Below are 18143 nucleotides of genomic sequence, written 5' to 3' on the forward strand. Positions count from 1 at the left end.
AGGTCACCATTCTAGGCCGCGGGAAAAACCTCGTCGAGTCATGCCAAAGACCTGATCCAGATCAGCATGGCCTATAACTGATTCAGCGATTCTCGCGGCTTTTTTCCTGCAACACCCCGACGGAGATGTCTGTGTTTGCCAACCTGCTGATCATTCTTGCCTCATCCCTGGTCGTCATTGCGCTGTTCCGCCGGCTGCAACTGCCGCCGGTGCTCGGCTACCTGTGCGTGGGCCTGGCCGTCGGGCCAACGGCCCTGGACTGGGTCAATGACAGCGAAGACCTGCCCGACCTCGCCGAACTGGGGGTGGTGTTCCTGCTGTTTTCCCTGGGCCTGGAGTTCTCCCTGTCCAAGATGCTCAGCCTGCGCCGGGTGGTGTTTGGCCTCGGCAGCCTGCAGGTGCTGTGCTGCGCCATCGTGCTGGGCGCCTTGCTGCTGTTGATGGGCATGTCGCCGGTGGCCGCGTTGCTGCTGGGGGCCGGGCTGGCCCTGTCATCCACCGCCATTGTGAGCAAGGAGTTGACCAGCCTGGGGGAGATCTTCAGCAGCCATGGGCAGAACGCGATTGGCGTGCTGTTGTTCCAGGACGTGGTCGCGGTGCTGTTGCTGACCCTGGTGCCGGTGTTCGCCGGCAGCAGCGAGCAGGCCTGGTACTGGGCTCTGCCGCTGACCCTGGGCAAGACCGTGGTGCTGTTCCTCGGCCTCCTGCTTGCAAGCCGTTGGCTGCTGCCGCGCCTGTTCCACGAAGTGGCCGCCTCGCATTCGGCGGAACTGTTCGTGCTGCTGGCCCTGGTGATCGTGTTGCTCACGGCCTGGCTCACACACCTGCTGGGCCTGTCGCCAGCCCTCGGCGCATTCCTGGCGGGCATGCTGCTGGGCGAAAGTCATTACCGGCACCAGATCGAAGCGGATATCCGCCCGTTTCGCGACATCCTGCTGGGGCTGTTTTTTGTCAGCATCGGCATGTTGATCGACTTGCAGCTGTTTATCAGCCACAGCCTGCAGATCCTTGGCCTGACCCTGGCGCTGATGCTGATCAAGGGCTGCATTGTCGCCGCGCTGGTCAAGCTGCGCGGCAGCGACAGCGAAACCGCCTGGCGCAGTGGCCTGGCCCTGGCCCAGGGCGGTGAGTTCTGCTTTGCGCTGATGGCGCAGATGCAATTGAGCAACATGCTGCCAGGCGAAATCAGCAGCCTGCTGCTGGCGGCGACGTTCTGCTCCATGCTGCTGACGCCCCTGCTGCTGCGCGCCGCCCCCGCTATTGCACTGCGCCTGCATCGCAAGCCCAACCAGCAAGTGCAGCTGGAGGCAATCACCGCGCTCAACGCCGAACTGCGCGGGCATGTGCTGATCTGCGGTTATGGCCGGGTCGGGCAATCCATCGGGCGCTTCCTGCGCCGTGAACAACAGGCGTTCATTGCCCTGGACGATGACCCTGAACGGGTGCAGGAAGCCGCCACCGAGGACAGCAGCGTGCATTATGGCGATTGCCGGCGTGGCGCCCTGCTCAGCGCGGTCGGCCTGGAGCGCGCACGCCTGGTGGTGATTGCCGTGGACAATAGCGACGTGGCCCTGGTGGTGCTCAAGGAAGCACGGCGGATCAACCACAAAGTGCCGATCCTGGTGCGCACCCGCGACGACAGCCAGTTGACTGAACTGAAGGCCGCCGGGGCCAGCGAGGTGGTGCCCGAACTACTGGAGTCGAGCCTGATGCTCGCCTCGCACGCAATGATCATGCTCGGCCTGCCCGACCAGCAGGTGCGCGACCGCGTCGATGAAGTACGGCGCAACCGCTACCGCTTGCTCCACGGTTTCTACCAGCACACCGACGACAACCGTGCAGCCCCGATCAATCCTGACTGACAGCGCCAATCTTATGGATCGACAAGTCCGCGCCGTAGTACTCCTGTTCCTGGCTCAAGCGCAGGCCGCAGAGGCGCTTGAGCACGCCGTACACCAGCAACCCGCCCGCCAGGGCCACCACCACTCCCAGGGCGGTGCCGATCAACTGGCTGATCAGGCTCACGCCGCCCAGCCCACCCAGGGCGGCCTGGCCGAAGATCCCGCAGGCAATCCCGCCCCACACCCCGCACAAGCCATGCAGGGGCCAGACACCCAGCACATCATCGATCTTCCAACGCGCCTGGGCGGCAATAAAGCACCACACGAACAAGCCACCGGCCACCACCCCGGTGACCAGCGCGCCAACAGGATGCATCAAGTCGGAACCCGCACAGATCGCCACCAGCCCGGCCAACGGGCCGTTATGCAAGAAGCCTGGGTCATTACGCCCAATCACCAGCGCCGCCACGGTGCCGCCCACCATGGCCATCAACGAGTTGACCGCCACCAGCCCGCTCACCCCGGGCAGGGTCTGCGCACTCATCACGTTGAAACCGAACCAGCCGACGATCAATATCCACGAACCCAGCGCCAAGAACGGAATGCTCGACGGCGCGAACGCCACCAGCCGCCCATCGCGATAGCGACCCTGGCGCGGCCCCAGCAGCAACACCGCCGCCAATGCCAGCCAGCCCCCCATGGCGTGCACCACCACAGAGCCGGCAAAGTCATGGAACGTCGCACCAAAGGTCGCCAACAACCAGGCTTGCAGACCGAAGTTGCCATTCCACACCATGCCCTCGAAAAACGGGTAGATAAACGCCACGATCAACGCCGTGGCGCACAGTTGTGGAGCAAAGCGAGCCCGCTCGGCAATGCCCCCGGAGATGATCGCCGGGATGGCTGCCGCGAAGGTCAGCAGAAAAAAGAACTTCACCAGGCCATAACCGTGGTCGGCACTGAGCACTGCGGCCGGCTGCATAAAGCTGACCCCATAGGAGATCCAATAGCCTATAAAGAAATAGGCCAGGGTCGAGACCGCAAAATCACTGAGGATTTTCGACAACGCGTTGACCTGGTTCTTTTGCCGCACCGTACCGACTTCCAGAAACGCGAAGCCGGCATGCATCGCCAGGACCATCACCGCGCCGATCAAAATAAACAGCGTATTGGAGCTGTGGACCAGGGTGTCCACCGCGCTTTGCACATTTTCCATGGGGATTGGCAGGCCTACAGTTCAGGAAAAGCACCAAAGCAGTTCATCGCCCAACGATCGCGCACTAAATTGGCACCGCGCGTTCCACCCTTCTTCAGAGGGTATGAACCGCTTTGGCGCGACGACCGTTGCAGAAGGCAGTGACTTGCGGGTTTTTCCACGGGTTTCAGGGATTTAGGGTAAGGTTTTCCAAGGCTTTGGCGAAAACCGCCCACATTGCGCGCAAGCCTTGCGGCTGGCGCACCAAGGCAAAGCAAAAGCTGTACCAGACAATTGCAGTGAACCTTCACCAATGCCGGTGACTCTCAAGCAAAACCCTGTAAAAGCACCAGACAGCCACTCACGGAGATAACCATGGCCAGAAAATCGGCAAAGACTGCTCAAGAAATACTGATGGAAGATTTCCAGACCCTGGTCAGCGATACCGAAAAGCTGCTGGACGACACCGCGATTCTGGCCGGTGACCAGGCTGATGAACTGCGCTCGAAGATCCACGACAGCCTGCTGCAGGCCCGGGAAACCCTGAAGTTGACCGAAGACTCCCTGCGCGAGCGCGGCAAGGCGGCGGTCACCGCCACCGAAGACTATGTACAGGCCAATCCTTGGCAATCCGTTGGCATCGCTGCCGGCGTGGGCTTTCTGATCGGCCTGCTGGCTACAAGGCGCTAATCATGTCTATCGGCGAAACCGGCTCGTCCTCGGGCCCAAGCTCCACATCGCGGCGCCTCGGCGCGGCTGTCCTGGGCTTGCTGCATAGCCATGTCGAACTGTTCGGCATCGAGTTGCAGGAACAGAAGGCACGCACCGTCAGCCTGCTGCTGTTTGCCGGGCTGGCGCTGGTGTTCGCCCTGTTGCTGCTGGTGGGGCTATCGGCACTGGTCATGATCCTGGTCTGGGATACCTATCGCCTGACCGGGATCATCAGCCTCTGCGTGTTTTACGTGCTGGCCGCAGCGTTCTGCGGGTTACGCTTGAAGGCCGCGGTGTTCGATGAGTCCACGCCTTTCCACGCCACCCTCGAAGAGCTGGCCAACGACCGGGAGCGCCTGCTGCCATGAGCCTGACTGAACTGCCGCAAACCAACTCCCGGCGGGAAATGCGCAAGGCCTTGATCCGCCTGCGCATGGAAATGCATCGCCAGGAAATTCGCCACGAATCCCAGCAACTGCTGCTGCCCTTGCAAAAGGTGCGCAACATGGGCCAAAGCTGGCAGGACGGGTTCGGGCTCAAGCATGCGCCGCTGTGGGGCGTCGCCGCAGTGACCCTGCTGGGATTTTTCACCGGCAAAGGCGCCAAGGGCGGCGGCATTGGCACCATGACCCGCCTGGTGCGACTCGGTGCGGGCCTGATCCCGTTGATCAAGCTCGCCATGCAGGGTGCCACCCGCAAGTCCTGACGCAACTGGCTGCATTCTTGCAAACGGATCAGGCCCGGCTCCTTCCCTAGAGGAGCCGGGCCTTTTTTATGTCGACTATTTCCTATGCGATGTACCCTAAGGAGGCTCTGTGATTGACGGGCAACCGCTCGCCTGTTTCCAACCCTTTATCGACACCGCCACCGGCCGCATTGCCGGAGTCGAAGCACTGGGCCGCCTACTCCAGGCAGATGGGCAATTGCTTTCGGTGGGCCCATTGTTCGCCGATACGCGCACGCCCACCCCGGCGCTACGCCGCCTCGACCGCACGCTGCGCGACAATGCCCTGAGCCGCCTGCATGAAGCGCCTGAAGACTGGTTCCTGAGCCTCAATATCTCGCCGCGCTGGATCACCCTGCTACGACCGGGGCAACCGCTACCCAGCCTGAAACAGTTGCAGGCCCATGGCGTCGATCCAAAACGCATCGTGTTTGAGATCACCGAACTGGGCGGCAACAGCCAGCGCCTGGCCGAGGTCGTCGCCCGCTACCGCGAGGCGGGGGCACGGATTGCCATTGATGACTTTGGTGCCGGGTACTCGCAGTTGGATCGGGTCCTGGCCCTGCGCCCGGATATCCTCAAGCTGGATATGCGCCTGTTCCAGGCCGCAGCCCTGGGTGGCCCGAGCGGCGAGGTGGTACGCGCCCTGGCGCAAATGGCGGAAAAAACCGGGTGCTGGATCATTGCCGAAGGCGTGGAAACCGAAGCGCAACTGCGCTTTGCCCTTGAATGTGGCGCGCGTTATGTCCAGGGCTACCTGTTTGCCCAGGCGCAACTGGACTGGTTCGCCAGCGACGCCTTTGTCCCGCGTTTCGCCGTACTGCGCCAGGCCTATGTCCAGCAGAAACTGGCGGAGCGTGGGCGGATCATGCTGCTGCGCCAGCCACTGATCGAGCTGATGCAGATCCTGCAAGGCTGGGCGCAGGCCCACGCACCGCTCACGCAATTGCCACAGCTGCCGGGCTTTCCCCGGTTACTGCGGTTCTATCAGTGCGATCGCCATGGCACCCAACTGACCCCCAACTTTGAATGGCGCCAGGATGCCTGGCACGCTGACAGCCGCTACCTGGGCCACAACTGGTCATGGCGCCCTTACTTCTATCATCTGCTGGCCGAAGGCTGGGAAGAGCGCCGCCTGATTCTCTCCAACACCTACCGCGATGCCACGACCAATCAATACTGCCTGACGGCAGGACAATTCTTCGATAACGGCCAGCGCTTGCTGTTAATCGATCTTGACGCCGCCGGCCTATAGTTTTTCGCTTGCTCCCGGCACGCCGAACCGGGAAGCTGGAGGCCGACATTCATCCCACGGAGCGCCCCCGCCTTGGATTGGCCTACCCTGCTTACCCGCGAACGCCTTGGAAAAACCCTGCACAGCCCGCAAGAGCTGGGCCGCAGCCCGTTTCACAAAGACCATGACCGGATCATCTTCTCCGGGGCCTTTCGCCGCCTGGGCCGCAAGACCCAGGTCCATCCGGTGACCAGCAACGACCATATCCATACCCGGCTGACCCACTCGCTGGAAGTCAGTTGCGTGGGACGCTCCCTGGGGATGCGCGTCGGCGAGACCATTCGCAGCGCCCTGCCCGACTGGTGCGACCCCAGCGACCTGGGCATGGTGGTGCAATCGGCCTGCCTGGCCCACGACATCGGCAATCCCCCGTTTGGCCACTCCGGCGAAGATGCGATCCGCCACTGGTTCCAGCAGGCAGCCGGCCGTGGCTGGCTGGATGATATGAGCAGCGCCGAGCGCAATGACTTCCTCAACTTTGAAGGCAACGCGCAAGGGTTTCGCGTGCTGACACAACTGGAATACCACCAGTTTGACGGTGGCACCCGCCTGACCTACGCCACCCTGGGCACTTACCTGAAGTACCCCTGGACCGCGCGCCACGCCGACTCCCTGGGCTACAAGAAACACAAGTTCGGCTGCTACCAGAGCGAGCTGCCGATCCTTGAACAGATCGCCCACAAACTCGGCCTGCCACAACTTGAGGAACAACGCTGGGCGCGCCACCCACTGGTCTACCTGATGGAGGCGGCCGACGATATCTGCTACGCCCTGATCGATCTGGAAGATGGCCTGGAAATGGACTTGCTGGAGTACGCCGAGGTCGAGTCCCTGCTGTTGAACCTGGTCGGCGATGACTTGCCGGAAACCTACCGGCAACTGGGGCCCCAGGACTCCAGGCGACGCAAACTCGCGATCCTGCGAGGCAAGGCCATCGAGCACCTGACCAACGCCGCCGCACGGGCGTTCGTCGAGCAACAGCCGGCGCTGCTGGCCGGGACCCTGCAAGGTGACCTGGTGGAACATATGCATGGCCCGGCCAAGCGTTGTGTACTGAATGCCAAAGACATGGCGCGCAAGAAAATCTTCCAGGACAAGCGCAAGACCCTGCATGAGATCGGCGCCTACACCACCCTGGAGATCCTCCTGAACACCTTCTGCGGCGCGGCCCTGGAGCAACATGGCGGGCGTACCCCCTCCTTCAAGAACCGTCGCGTCCTGGATCTGCTGGGCAACAGCGCCCCCCATCCCGATTGGCCGCTGCATCGCTCGTTCCTGCGTATGATCGACTTCATCGCCGGCATGACCGACAGCTACGCCAGCGAGATGGCCCGGGAAATGACCGGGCGTTCACACCCTCAGTGACCCATGGTCCAGGCAGGTTTTCCTGCCTGGACGCTTGCCTCAAAGAATCGACCTACGCGGGCACCAGAGCAGCCTGATCGAATTCGCCCCAACACCCGATGAATAATCACCCCTCTCTTATCCACCCCAGCGATCAGCTCCTACATTCACCCAAACCCACGATAGCCAGCGCCTGGCTCACAGGGCAAACAGACACCGGCACTGGCTGGCATTTTTCCGGCTGCAGCTACTTCCACGGAACTTCCTATGCCCGAACGACAATTGCGCATCCTGCTGGTGGAAGATCACCCTTTCCAACTCCTGGCCATTCAGTGCCTGCTCAAGAGTTTCGGCTTCAACCAACTGACACCTGCCGAGAATGCCGAGCAGGCGATCAAGTTGATGAGAACAAACGAAGCCCCCTTCGATCTCATGTTATGCGATCAATGCCTGCCCGACCTCACCGGGCTGGAGCTGGTGGAGATCGCCAGCCATGCAGGCTTTATCAAAAGTGCTGTATTGCTAAGTGGGTTGCCCGCCCCCGAACTGGAACATCTGAAAACCCTGGCAATACAACGCGACTTGCGCCTGCTTGGATATTTGGCTAAGCCCTTGAATAAGGAAGCCTGGATCGAGTTGATCAACCAATCAGGGCTTGCCCACGATTAAAGAGTACGACCTTGCACATGAGCCGAAACCGCCTGATAAACCTGAAGCGCCTCACTGCACCAGGGCACTGTTGATTGCCCTGGTAACTTTTCAACTTTAAACGTAGGACATTAAACGCGCCTGCAAATGAAATATCACCCTCATCCAACTCGCAAATAACACTGCGCAACTTTTAAACCTTTCACCCAAAAAACGCTTACATCTCGGTCAATAAAGCCTCAATGCATTGTAGTCCAATACCTTTTTAGTCGTAGGAATTTTCCTGTTTTATATCTACTCAGCCTTCCCTTCATGCTCCTGCCCTACCTTCTGAGCTAATGTGCGCGCTTATTTGCACTAGTATGGAATTGGCTCATGAATACAGTTTTTATTATTGACGACCACCCGGTTATTCGACTTGCAATCCGAATGTTGCTGGAACATGAAGGTTACAAAGTAGTCGGTGAAACAGATAACGGTTGTGATGCAATACAAATGGTCCGCGAGTGCCTTCCAGATCTCATCATACTTGACATCAGTATTCCAAAACTCGACGGGCTGGAGGTTCTCTGCAGGTTCAACGCAATGAGTACGCCCATGAAAACCCTGATCCTGACGGCACAGTCTCCAACACTTTTTGCCACACGCTGCATGCGTTCAGGTGCCGATGGCTATGTCTGCAAAGAAGGTGACCTGAGTGAACTGCTAAGTGCCATCAGAGCTGTACTTTCAGGTTACAACTATTTTCCAAGCCAGGCCTTGAATACCACAGGTTCCGACTCCTGCGAAAATGAAGAATTGAGTCTTTTCAAGTCAGTCAATGACCGTGAACTTATGGTCTTACAACTTTTTGCACAAGGTCGTACAAATAAGGAAATTGCCAAAGGTATGTTTCTCAGTAACAAAACTGTCAGCACTTATAAAAAACGACTGATGCAAAAACTTAAGGCCAAGTCCTTGGTAGAACTTATCGAGATGGCAAAACGCAACGCGTTAGTGTGAGAAACAGGATGCCAAGGCGTTTAAAGGACTATCTAATCATTTTGAGTACCGGGCTGTGCTTGAGTACAGCCGTGCCAGCCACTCAAACCGCTCCAGAACGCTACTCACTGCTGAGTCGTGCCGGTATCGTTCAGTTGGACACCCAACTGAACCCCACGCAGCGCCAATGGCTACAAAACAAACGCGAACTGGTGTTGGGAACCTCGACACCCGACTACCCGCCTTTCGACATCACCGCCAGCGGTCATGACTATGAAGGTATTACTGCCGATTACGCGGGGATCCTGGCCAAAGCCCTGGCATTGCCCGTCACGGTGATGCGCTACCCCTCGCGGGAGGCGGCAATCCAGGCGCTGGAGGACGGGGAAATCGATTTGCTGGGCAGCGCCAACGGATTTGAAGCGAGCAACGCCGACATCGTCCTGTCAACGCCCTACGCGGTCGACCAGCCGGTGCTGGTCACCCGTGACGCAGAAACCCGCCCGCTCAATGACGGGCTGGCGGGCATGCGCTTGAGCCTTGTCTACCACTACCTGCCGCTGAAGGAAGTCGAGGCGCTGTACCCCAATGCGATCATCCAGGTCCATCCGTCCTATTTGAATGCGCTGAACGCCGTGGCCTTCGACCAGGCCGACGTGTTTCTCGGCGATACCATTTCCACCCATTACATGATCAACAAGGGCTACCTGAAGAACATCCGCATGGCCAATTTCGGCAAGCACGAAGCGTATGGCTTCAGCTTTGCCGTACACCGCGACCAGCCAATCCTGCTGGGCATCGTCGATACGGTCCTCGCCGGGGTCGGGACCTATGAGCGGGAAAACATCGCCCAACGCTGGAGTGCAGGCAGCGATATCCTGCTGACCGACCACAAGTTGCAGTTGACCCAACGGGAAGAACGCTGGCTCAAGGACCACCCGGTGGTGAAAGTGGTCATCAACGAAACCTTCGCACCACTGACGTTCGTCGATTCAGATGGCCAGTTGCGGGGCATGACCGCCGACCTGCTGGAGTTGATCCGGCTACGTACGGGCTTGCGCCTGGTGTTCCAGCACACCCGTAGCGTCAACCAGATGATCGAGCAGGTCGAAAACGGCAGCGCCGACATCATTGCCGCCATCAGTCCAAGCCACGAACGCGAAACCAAGCTCAATTTCACCCGCCCCTACCTGCAGAATTCCTATGTCCTGCTGACGCGCAAGGAGCCTGGAGCGCCCTCGAACCTTGAACAACTGGCCGGGAAAAAACTGGCGATCACCGAAGGCAATCCCCTGGTGGACTACCTGCGCCAGGCCTTTCCACAGATCATCCTGGTGCAGGCCAGCGATACCTTCAAGGCCTCGGAAATGCTGGCCCAGGGGCATGTGGAGGGGGCCGTCAACTCGTTGGTGGTCGCCAATTACTTTCTCTCCTCCCACTTTTTTCAGGGGCAATTGCAGATCAGCTCGAGTATCGGCACGCAACTGGCTTCTTTTTCCCTGGCGACGTCACGCAGCGCCACCGAACTGGCCTCCATCCTGGACAAGGCCCTGCTCAGCATCGCACCGGATGAACTGGGGGTCATCAACAACCGCTGGCGTGGCTACACGGCCGCCTCCGATAGCTACTGGCGCAACTACCACCGCCTGATTATCCAGATCATCAGCGCCGCCGGGCTGCTGCTGCTCACCTCACTGGCCTGGAACGGCTACATGCGCCGGCAGATCAAGCACCGGCAGATGGCGGAGCGGGCCCTGAGCGACCAGTACGAATTCATGCGCGCCCTGGTCAATGAAACCCCTCACCCAATCTACGTGCGTGATCGCAATGGCTTGCTACAGACCTGTAATGACAGCTACTTGCAGGTCTTCGGCGTCAAGCGCGAGGAGGTCATCGGCAAGAGCGTCATGCAGATCAGCCTGGAAAACGAAACGCAAGCCAACCAGTACCATGCCGACTATCTGCGGGTGGTGGCCGAGGGCAAGCCGTTGATTCTTGACCGCGCCCTGCATATTCGCGGGCAACACCTGACGATCTATCACTGGATCCTGCCGTACCGCGATTCCGTGGGTATGGTCCAGGGCATCATCGGCGGCTGGATCGACATCAGCGAACGCCGTCAATTGTTCGATGACCTGCGCGCCGCCAAGGACCGCGCCGATGAGGCCAATCGCGCGAAAAGCACGTTCCTGGCGACCATGAGCCATGAGATCCGCACGCCCATGAACGCAATGAACGGGGCGATATGTAGAATTTCAGAATTCTGACACGTCCCTGCATTTCTGTCCAACGGACTGCTATGATTGAATATTGTATTTAAGAAAGTGATCGGATTCGGAGCGTTTTAAATATGGATAGGTTGAGGGCGATAGGATTTGAATTAATTGGTCATTGGTTCAGCGAAAACAAAGAGCTAAAACTTGAACTAAACAAGTCTGCCAGTCAAAAAAACGCTCTTTACGCATTCGCTATAGATGATGAAGTTAAATATATTGGAAAAACAACAAGAACTATTGCAGAACGTATGTATGGTTATAAGAAACCCTCTGAAACTCAAAGAACTAATATAAAAAATAATGCTAATATCTTGAGCTCTATATCCCAAGATGAAGTTGTTGATATTTACGTTCTGCCTGACAATGGGCTTATGCATTACGGAGTCTTTCATCTGAATCTTGCTGCTGGACTCGAAGACAGTCTTATAAAAACTGTAAATCCTGAATGGAATGGTCGGCAGACTAACCATTTCGCAAGTGAAGAGCTAGAAGCTCCAAAAATAGAGCGGGCGGAAGTCGCACCAAAAATAAAGAAACAGTTCCAACTTATATTGCATTCTACCTATTATGAGAAAGGTTTTTTCAACGTTCCGATACTGGAATCAAAGTTGTTCGGAGATGATGGAGAAAACATAGAGATTTATCTGGGGAAATATAGTGATCCAGTTGTAGGAGTAATAAACAGAAAAGCCAATAGCAATGGAACACCAAGGATAATGGGAGGGCGTGCGTTACGAGAGTGGATAAGACAAAACTACAAGGAGTTGGAAAGTTTGCGCATTAGTATTTTTTCACCGTGCTCTATAAGGCTGGGATGATCAAGGTCGTGTCAATCATTCCTCTGGCAACAAAACCGAATACCTCGAATAATGACCAATAAAGATTAAACACGAAAAACCGCCCGAAGGCGGTTTTTTCTTAACAACTTAAAATCTCATAACAAACTATAAGTTGGCGTTTAATAACAACACTAAACAATATCAATTTAGCATTTGATTACTAACTGTCAAGTCCAATTCCTGAGTTAAAGAAAAATATATGTTAAATTAATCAAATAACATTAAATATATATATGAAATTAAAACACTCATCCAAAAATAACGGATTAACCCTAATTGAAGCTTTGATATGGTTTGCTATATTTGCAGCAGTAGTTGCAGGGATATTTGCTCTTTATTCAAATGCACGTAATGCCAGCAATTCATCAACTGTGAATAAGGAGCTATCTACGATATTCTCTCAGACAGAACAACTTTTCGCTAGTGAAGATACGAAAGACCTAGATAAAGCGCTCGCTCTAAAAATGGGCGTTTTTCCTAAAAGCGTTAAAGTAAGTAGCAGTGGTGTTATCAGCAACGTCTTCGGCGGGACTATCGAAATAACAGGGCAAACCCCAAGCGGGTTCACTGTGACATATACAGGCGTGCCTTCTGGCGAAGTGTGTTCAAATATAGTTAGAGCACAAAAGGCTGTTGGCTGGGATACTGTCGAAGGTAAAGCTCTGGCTACATACGATAGCACTTACAGCATATCTCAAGTGGGGAGTGTATGTGGAGATAACGGAGGTGAAGTTACCGACCTTGTGTTTATTAGATTAGGTTCGAATACCTAATGCTCTGCCAAAACAACAAAGCCCTTGATTGGGCTTTTTGTTTGTCCGAAAATTTATGGGAGTATATTGGAGATACCCTGCCAAGTTGCTCCCCCTACGGGGCTATTATCCTTGATATAGTAAAAGTGCAACTTTAGTGCCAAACTAAAAATTTATTTCAATCAATCCTTGGCTTTTCTTTCTATAATACGTTCTACGGCTCATATTCATTTTCTCCCAAGGCTTATCTTGGGACTCAACTGAGCGGTCTGCATCGACATTATTCTCTTTCCGATAATAGTAGGTTCTTTTCGGTATCCCTTCATCTTCCCAAGGCTTGCCATCGATATATATTAGATTTGCAGAACTCTTTTTTCTTGACTGCTTAGCCCTATCACTTTTCAATTCGTTAAGCCTCTCTATAGAGAAATGGCGAGTAATAAACCGATAGACACTATTCGCAATGGTTTCAACCTCTCTTGTACCTAACTGGCACTCAAATGTATTAAATTCCATTGCTTGCTCAAGAATATTTGAGCGTAACTCTGTTTGATGGCACCTATGCCAATTTGAATATGCCCATAAACGGAGATTTTCAAACAGTGTACAATTTCTACCCGAGGCGAATCCGTCTTCAATTTTCTTTTTCTTTTTTTCGGCTCTCTGTTTTTTAACAAGGTCTTTATCAACAAACTCATTGAGATAGTCGAGATCGTAGGGTGTATCTTCATAGGAAAGGACTTTATAGGAGGACGCTTTAAAAGGGTTTTTAGTCAAAAGCCCATTATAGTTCATATCTGCGCCGACCCTTACTGCAAGCCCATGCTCAACATCGGAAAAGTATTTTATAGGCTTTTGGAGCCCCGTCACGTCGTTTTTGATGGACGTTTTTAGTATGTAGGTCATATGTGAGCGACCATTATCTAAATTCCTCACAATCAAATGTGGCGCTGGCAATCCTTTGTCTGCCCAATCCAATACGCTCATATCACTATCTAAATCAAGTATGATGAAATATTTATGAGTCAACGAATTCGGCTGAATATGGTTTGATTTTAGAGCTAAATCTAATGCGCCTATCTTCTTGCCGAAGTAGTAATCGTTAGTGTGATAAGGCTTTGGTGGAAGTTTTGACTTATATTGTTCAAGCGTGTTTTCAAGCCTTAAATGAGCATTGTTCATTTTCCCCTCTAATTATTTAGTTATTTAGGAGGAAAATTTGAGACTGGCTCTTGCTACATCAACTTGAAATGGTATATTGGATATACAATGCGTTGAACGTAGAAATTGATAGGCTTGGTCGCTCCTAATTTCTACTCCTTACAAGCAAGATAACATTTACCCCTTAAAGTGCAAATTTTAAGGGGTTTTGTTTTTATAAGCTAAAAATTGAAATTCAATATGTTATGATGAATAAGAGCTTTGAATCGGCTCACTCGCATAATAACCCGTAAAACCCCTAGTCATAGCTAGGGGTTTTATATTTATTGCCAAGGGCTCTAGCGCCGAATAATTGCTATAAAGCAGATGCCAATAGTTATTTTTTAATGTTTCTGCATTGAAAAACCATCTAATGATGGTTTTATTTACCTTGGTTTTATTTTGCGCTTTATTTCTGATGAAATCGGAAGGTCTGGAAGTTCTTCACGATGTTCATCCAGCACCTCCAAATGCTGGTCTATTTCTCTATCAGCTTGATTTATAAATTCGCTACCATCCGTCCTATCGTTTATCTGAATTCTTAAATAAGCCAGTCTTGCTCGTTCAAGAGCCTTTTCCTGTATGTCTTGACGTTTCTCATAGAATAATTCATCAAGCCAGCCAACTACACCAGATATGAGATCACCGAGGTTGGTTTTAAATAACTTTAACTCGGCAATCCTTGCCGTTATTTCTCCTTGAATACGGTCTGACTCGGCACTTTTACTCTCAATATTTTTGATGTGGTTTTGAGTTTTCCTGCGATAAGCATCTGCTTGTTCACGTTCCTCGGCTGTTGCTTCCTCTGCAAGCCTCTGGCGTTCTATGGCGTCCTCTGCCTTGGTCAACTGAGCTTTAACATATTGCTGGGCTTTATGGACATAATGAGTGGTTTCCTGCTTTCGTCCTTGTGCAAGTTTTAAAGCGTTCTCCGCTTCCTCTCTTTTGATTTTTGCCAATTCATAGAGATTAAACGCACGTTCTGATTTTGGCTTTTTAGCCTCGCCATTGATGTAGCGGAGTGTGTTCATGTGCCCTTCGGTCTTTTCGTGTTTTTTTGCATAGTAAGAGGTGTTTTTCAATAGTCTGTTGTTCGTGTAGGCGTAAAACATATCCTGTAAATACCCGAACAATAATTGAGACTCCAAAAAATCAGGCGTCTCGCCAATCAGTTCTGTTCCTGGGCGATGCTTTTTTAGGTAAGAATTAACTTTTTTGATCTGCGTTTCACGCAAGTCATAACGCCCAGTTTTACTGCTCTTTGTTGAAATGAATAAGTGCGGATGGTCGCTATGGTCTGTTAGATCAACGTCTTCATCACCATGCAAAACGATGAAATGAATAGGATATTCAGGAAATACCTGCTGGTAAAAACCTTTGATTAAGTCAATTCGACCTTCTGCGCTAACCCCTGAAACTTCGTTTTTAGAAGGGAATTTAAAAAATGCTTCTTGGATGACTGCTTGGTTTTTTCTTATGAGAGGCTTTGGACCGTTTTCAATCTCGTTATGACATTCAAGAAATTTTCGCACTGTATCGAGTTTCTGGTTTTTTCGTTGTATGTCAAACAAAGCAATGTCAGATAAAAGCTGTTCAGTATCAGCAATGCCTTTGACGTTGAGTATGTTTTGAAAAGCGAGGATACTTCCATCGTCAGTTTCTTTTTTGCTTGCGTTCTTGACTTTGTTTTTTAGTTTTGTGCGTGCTTCCAGTAGTTCGGCTCTATTATTCTTAACGACAGTTGGTGCTTCTGCCTCATCGGTGATTTTTGCAAGTAGTGCTTCTCTCTGTTCTTTCGGGTAATCGTCAAGTCTGGTTGTGCCAGTTTCAGGAAGCCAGATTAGGTTAAGATGAGATTGCTCATCGAACCATTCCAATTTTTTTGGCTGACTTGCTGGTATGCGCAGGGAGTGGCGCAGACTCTTGAATAACTGACGGCGACCGCCGTGCCCATTTGTTGATTTTTTCTTAATCTCATTTGTATAGTTCAATGTTTTGAATATCATTGAAGTTATTTTTTTGCCATTCATTTTATCCTCATGTTGATTGTTATATTGGAGTAGAGCGCTTTTAGCTTCTGCCATTCCGGCAAGGAACCTGTGCTTACTACCGCAAGCGAAGCGTCTTTGCGAAGCAAAGTGTGGTGGTAAGCCCAACGGGTTAGAATAAACCCTATATAAATATTAGCATTTGGATCAATGCTTTTGCTTTTAAGCTGGACTTGTTCAGCTTACCCATACTTGTATGGGGCTGTGCTTTTGGCTGGACTTGTTCACCTTGCATACTTTGTTGGTGAATATATTTTGACGAGTTGATGGCAACATGATATTTTCCATAGTTACTCACAAAAATTAACGAATCACATAACGACCATGGATGTTAATAGTATGATAAGAAAAACAATGCTTCTTGCCTGCGCCCTAGCATTATCTGCTTGCGTAACGACTCCGCCTGACCAACTCCCCATAACTACCGAAAAAAAAGAATTTCTTTATGACTACTCGGTCCCCGGAATTAGCAAGGATGAGTTATACACGCGCGCAAGTGATTATCTCGCGATCACCTATAATAACAGCAAAGTAATCTCTAGGGTTGAAGATAAGGAGCGAGGGACTATCATCGCCAAAGCAGTTTCAAGCTGGAAATTAAGCATTGATAGCTTCGTTATTACCGGAATGCCCTGTTACTCTAACTATGACATCTACTTCATTGCTAAAGACGGGCGAGCAAGACTCCAGCTGGCGCTAGTGCCGGGAGCACCTAACCCTTCAGTGTGTGGTTGGACATTACCTCCCAAGCGCGACTATCCACAAATTGTTGGTCAGTTCGATAATATCAGTAAAGAAATGCAAAGCGCATTGAACGGTAACGGCAAGCTCGACAAGCTTAACGATTTTTGATTTTATGGGTGGAGCCCTAAAAGGTGCCCAATCTTGATTGGGTGCTTTTTAGGGCTGGGTATGCGTTATTTCAGATGAGGCTTATATCGAGCCGTGTAACCGTCCGGCGTTACATCAATAGTATCTAAATGTTTGTCAGCGTGATAAATATCAAGCTCAAAGAATTTCTTTTTTATTGGATTGATAATTAGCTTAATTTTCTGTGAGTGCAGAAAGTTATTGATCTTTATGCGTCCTCGCTCTGTTAGCAATAGGCGGTAAATCTCCATCACATTAAAGTCGGACTTGCTCGCCAAATGCATTGAGCTGATTTTCAGGTTTAATCTATGCTCATCTTCTTTAAGCTTGTCTAGCTCTTGGCTCACTTCATCAATCCTTCCCAAGATATACTTTTGAGCACTTTCGGAGGATTGTTCGAGAATGGCGAAATTATTACCTAACGCTTTCTCTTTCAAGATTATTAGCCCGGAAATTTCTTCATGCTCTTTTTCAAGCGCTTTAATATCATCCGTCTTGACAATGATTTGGTGAAATGGAATTAGGGATTGATATGCTAGAAATATTGACTCTACAAGAGCATACCTATGCCTAACGCCTTTGCCGGGCTTTGCATAAGAACATTGCCCAACTGTCGAAGCATGACAAACCAAATCGACGTATAAACTTTTTTGTGCGTGATAACGAAACGTTGAACCACATTTGCAAAAAACCAAACCTCGCAAAATATTTCTGAATTCTTGTGCTTTTCGACCTGCAAGCGATGGATCTTGCCGCTCTTTGAGCTTTGCGCTAATTCGGTGAAACTCTGGCTCACTGATAACGGCAGGGTAATAGCTTTTTATCTCCTTATTAAAAACTGTACGGTCTCCATTTTCATCAAGCTTCATCGCTAGAAACGATCCATAAATTGCGTGCTTATGTAGAACCTTTCCGACAATGCTATCCGTGTATTTCCTTGGGTGATTTTCATTATTAAGCTCTTTTGCAATTGATTGAAAGCCCATATCAAAGCAAAGCTCTGTAATGCGTTTAACTGCATTTGCGTGTTCATTTAAGACGAATTTACCATCAGCAAAACTAATCCAGAACGGACAGCGACTAGTTATTACTCCGCCATTTTCGCCTTTGATTAGGTTTCGGGCTTTTGCGTCTGATATGCGTTCTGACTTTGCTTTGCTTTCGTCATTTGCCCTTTCCAAGATGTTTTGAATAAGGCTAATATCAACGCTACTGTCTTTTTTTCGCTTTGAGTATAAGCGATTGTCAAACAATGTATAGATTGAACAGTCTGATTGAATGATAGAGATAATTAGTTCAAGAGCGTCATACCCGCCCATCCTGCTAAGGATGGTCTGAAGTAGCCATGTATTTCCCCGGCATACCACCTAGCGCAACTTTTAAACTCGCCAAATGATCAAAAAACAATCAATTCGACGAG

Annotated in this window: 15 protein-coding genes and 1 pseudogene; 12 read left to right on the forward strand and 4 right to left on the reverse strand. The window is 51.7% G+C overall.

The features are described from left to right. Positions 1 to 131: 131 nt before the first annotated feature. The gene (locus tag AO268_RS27655) at positions 132 to 1862 is read left to right on the forward strand and encodes a cation:proton antiporter (protein WP_099170489.1); all 1731 of its coding nucleotides are present in this window, start codon (positions 132 to 134) and stop codon (positions 1860 to 1862) included. Here AO268_RS27655 and AO268_RS27660 read toward each other — a convergent pair. After that, on the reverse strand, positions 1849 to 3057 hold the full coding sequence (locus AO268_RS27660; protein WP_099170481.1) for an ammonium transporter: 1209 nt from the start codon (positions 3055 to 3057) through the stop codon (positions 1849 to 1851). The two genes, AO268_RS27655 and AO268_RS27660, sit on opposite strands and share 14 nt — an antisense overlap. A gap of 354 nt (positions 3058 to 3411) precedes the next feature. Here AO268_RS27660 and AO268_RS27665 point away from each other — a divergent pair, with 354 nt between their 5' ends. The 10 genes and pseudogenes from AO268_RS27665 to AO268_RS27710 all read left to right on the forward strand — a co-directional run bounded on the left by AO268_RS27665 (position 3412) and on the right by AO268_RS27710 (position 12626). After that, on the forward strand, positions 3412 to 3726 hold the full coding sequence (locus tag AO268_RS27665; protein WP_057439163.1) for a DUF883 family protein: 315 nt from the start codon (positions 3412 to 3414) through the stop codon (positions 3724 to 3726). A 2-nt stretch (positions 3727 to 3728) separates the two neighbouring features. Then, entirely contained in the window at positions 3729 to 4115 is a 387-nt protein-coding gene (locus tag AO268_RS27670) for a phage holin family protein (protein ID WP_029298076.1), read from the forward strand. After that, positions 4112 to 4453: a hypothetical protein gene (locus AO268_RS27675; RefSeq protein WP_099170482.1), complete on the forward strand. Its 342-nt coding sequence runs from the start codon at positions 4112 to 4114 to the stop codon at positions 4451 to 4453. Before AO268_RS27670 ends, AO268_RS27675 begins: the two co-directional genes overlap by 4 nt. Before the next feature lie 109 nt (positions 4454 to 4562). Continuing rightward, entirely contained in the window at positions 4563 to 5726 is a 1164-nt protein-coding gene (locus tag AO268_RS27680; protein ID WP_099170483.1) for an EAL domain-containing protein, read from the forward strand. Positions 5727 to 5798: 72 nt separating this feature from the next. Further along, entirely contained in the window at positions 5799 to 7130 is a 1332-nt protein-coding gene (locus AO268_RS27685; RefSeq protein WP_099170484.1) for a deoxyguanosinetriphosphate triphosphohydrolase, read from the forward strand. A gap of 246 nt (positions 7131 to 7376) precedes the next feature. Beyond that, positions 7377 to 7778 (forward strand): response regulator, encoded by a 402-nt coding sequence (locus tag AO268_RS27690; RefSeq protein WP_099170485.1) that lies wholly within the window; start codon positions 7377 to 7379, stop codon positions 7776 to 7778. Between the two features lie 354 nt (positions 7779 to 8132). Then, positions 8133 to 8759 carry a response regulator transcription factor gene (locus AO268_RS27695; protein ID WP_099170486.1) on the forward strand — a complete coding sequence of 209 codons (627 nt, stop codon included), beginning with the start codon at positions 8133 to 8135 and terminating at the stop codon, positions 8757 to 8759. Positions 8760 to 8767: 8 nt separating this feature from the next. After that, positions 8768 to 10984, forward strand: a pseudogene (locus AO268_RS27700) (transporter substrate-binding domain-containing protein); the annotation flags it as partial. A gap of 104 nt (positions 10985 to 11088) precedes the next feature. Beyond that, positions 11089 to 11832 (forward strand): GIY-YIG nuclease family protein, encoded by a 744-nt coding sequence (locus tag AO268_RS27705; protein WP_082461738.1) that lies wholly within the window; start codon positions 11089 to 11091, stop codon positions 11830 to 11832. A gap of 254 nt (positions 11833 to 12086) precedes the next feature. Continuing rightward, a complete protein-coding gene (locus tag AO268_RS27710) occupies positions 12087 to 12626 on the forward strand; it encodes a type 4 pilus major pilin (RefSeq protein WP_082461735.1) in 540 nt (179 codons plus the stop codon). Between the two features lie 144 nt (positions 12627 to 12770). Here AO268_RS27710 and AO268_RS27715 read toward each other — a convergent pair whose 3' ends face one another. Next, positions 12771 to 13787: a replication initiation protein gene (locus AO268_RS27715; RefSeq protein ID WP_082461731.1), complete on the reverse strand. Its 1017-nt coding sequence runs from the start codon at positions 13785 to 13787 to the stop codon at positions 12771 to 12773. 404 nt (positions 13788 to 14191) lie between these two features. Further along, positions 14192 to 15889 carry a hypothetical protein gene (locus tag AO268_RS27720; RefSeq protein WP_141562850.1) on the reverse strand — a complete coding sequence of 566 codons (1698 nt, stop codon included), beginning with the start codon at positions 15887 to 15889 and terminating at the stop codon, positions 14192 to 14194. Between the two features lie 318 nt (positions 15890 to 16207). Between AO268_RS27720 and AO268_RS27725 the strand changes: the two genes are divergently transcribed. Continuing rightward, positions 16208 to 16705, forward strand: a complete 498-nt coding sequence (locus AO268_RS27725; RefSeq protein WP_099170490.1) for a DUF4468 domain-containing protein — start codon at positions 16208 to 16210, stop codon at positions 16703 to 16705. A 65-nt stretch (positions 16706 to 16770) separates the two neighbouring features. On the opposite strand, the gene AO268_RS27730 is transcribed toward AO268_RS27725, so the two are convergent. Continuing rightward, positions 16771 to 17976 (reverse strand): recombinase family protein, encoded by a 1206-nt coding sequence (locus tag AO268_RS27730; RefSeq protein WP_257154466.1) that lies wholly within the window; start codon positions 17974 to 17976, stop codon positions 16771 to 16773. Positions 17977 to 18143: the final 167 nt, after the last annotated feature.

Source organism: Pseudomonas sp. ICMP 8385 (genome assembly GCF_002699915.1).
Lineage (GTDB): Bacteria > Pseudomonadota > Gammaproteobacteria > Pseudomonadales > Pseudomonadaceae > Aquipseudomonas > Aquipseudomonas gessardii.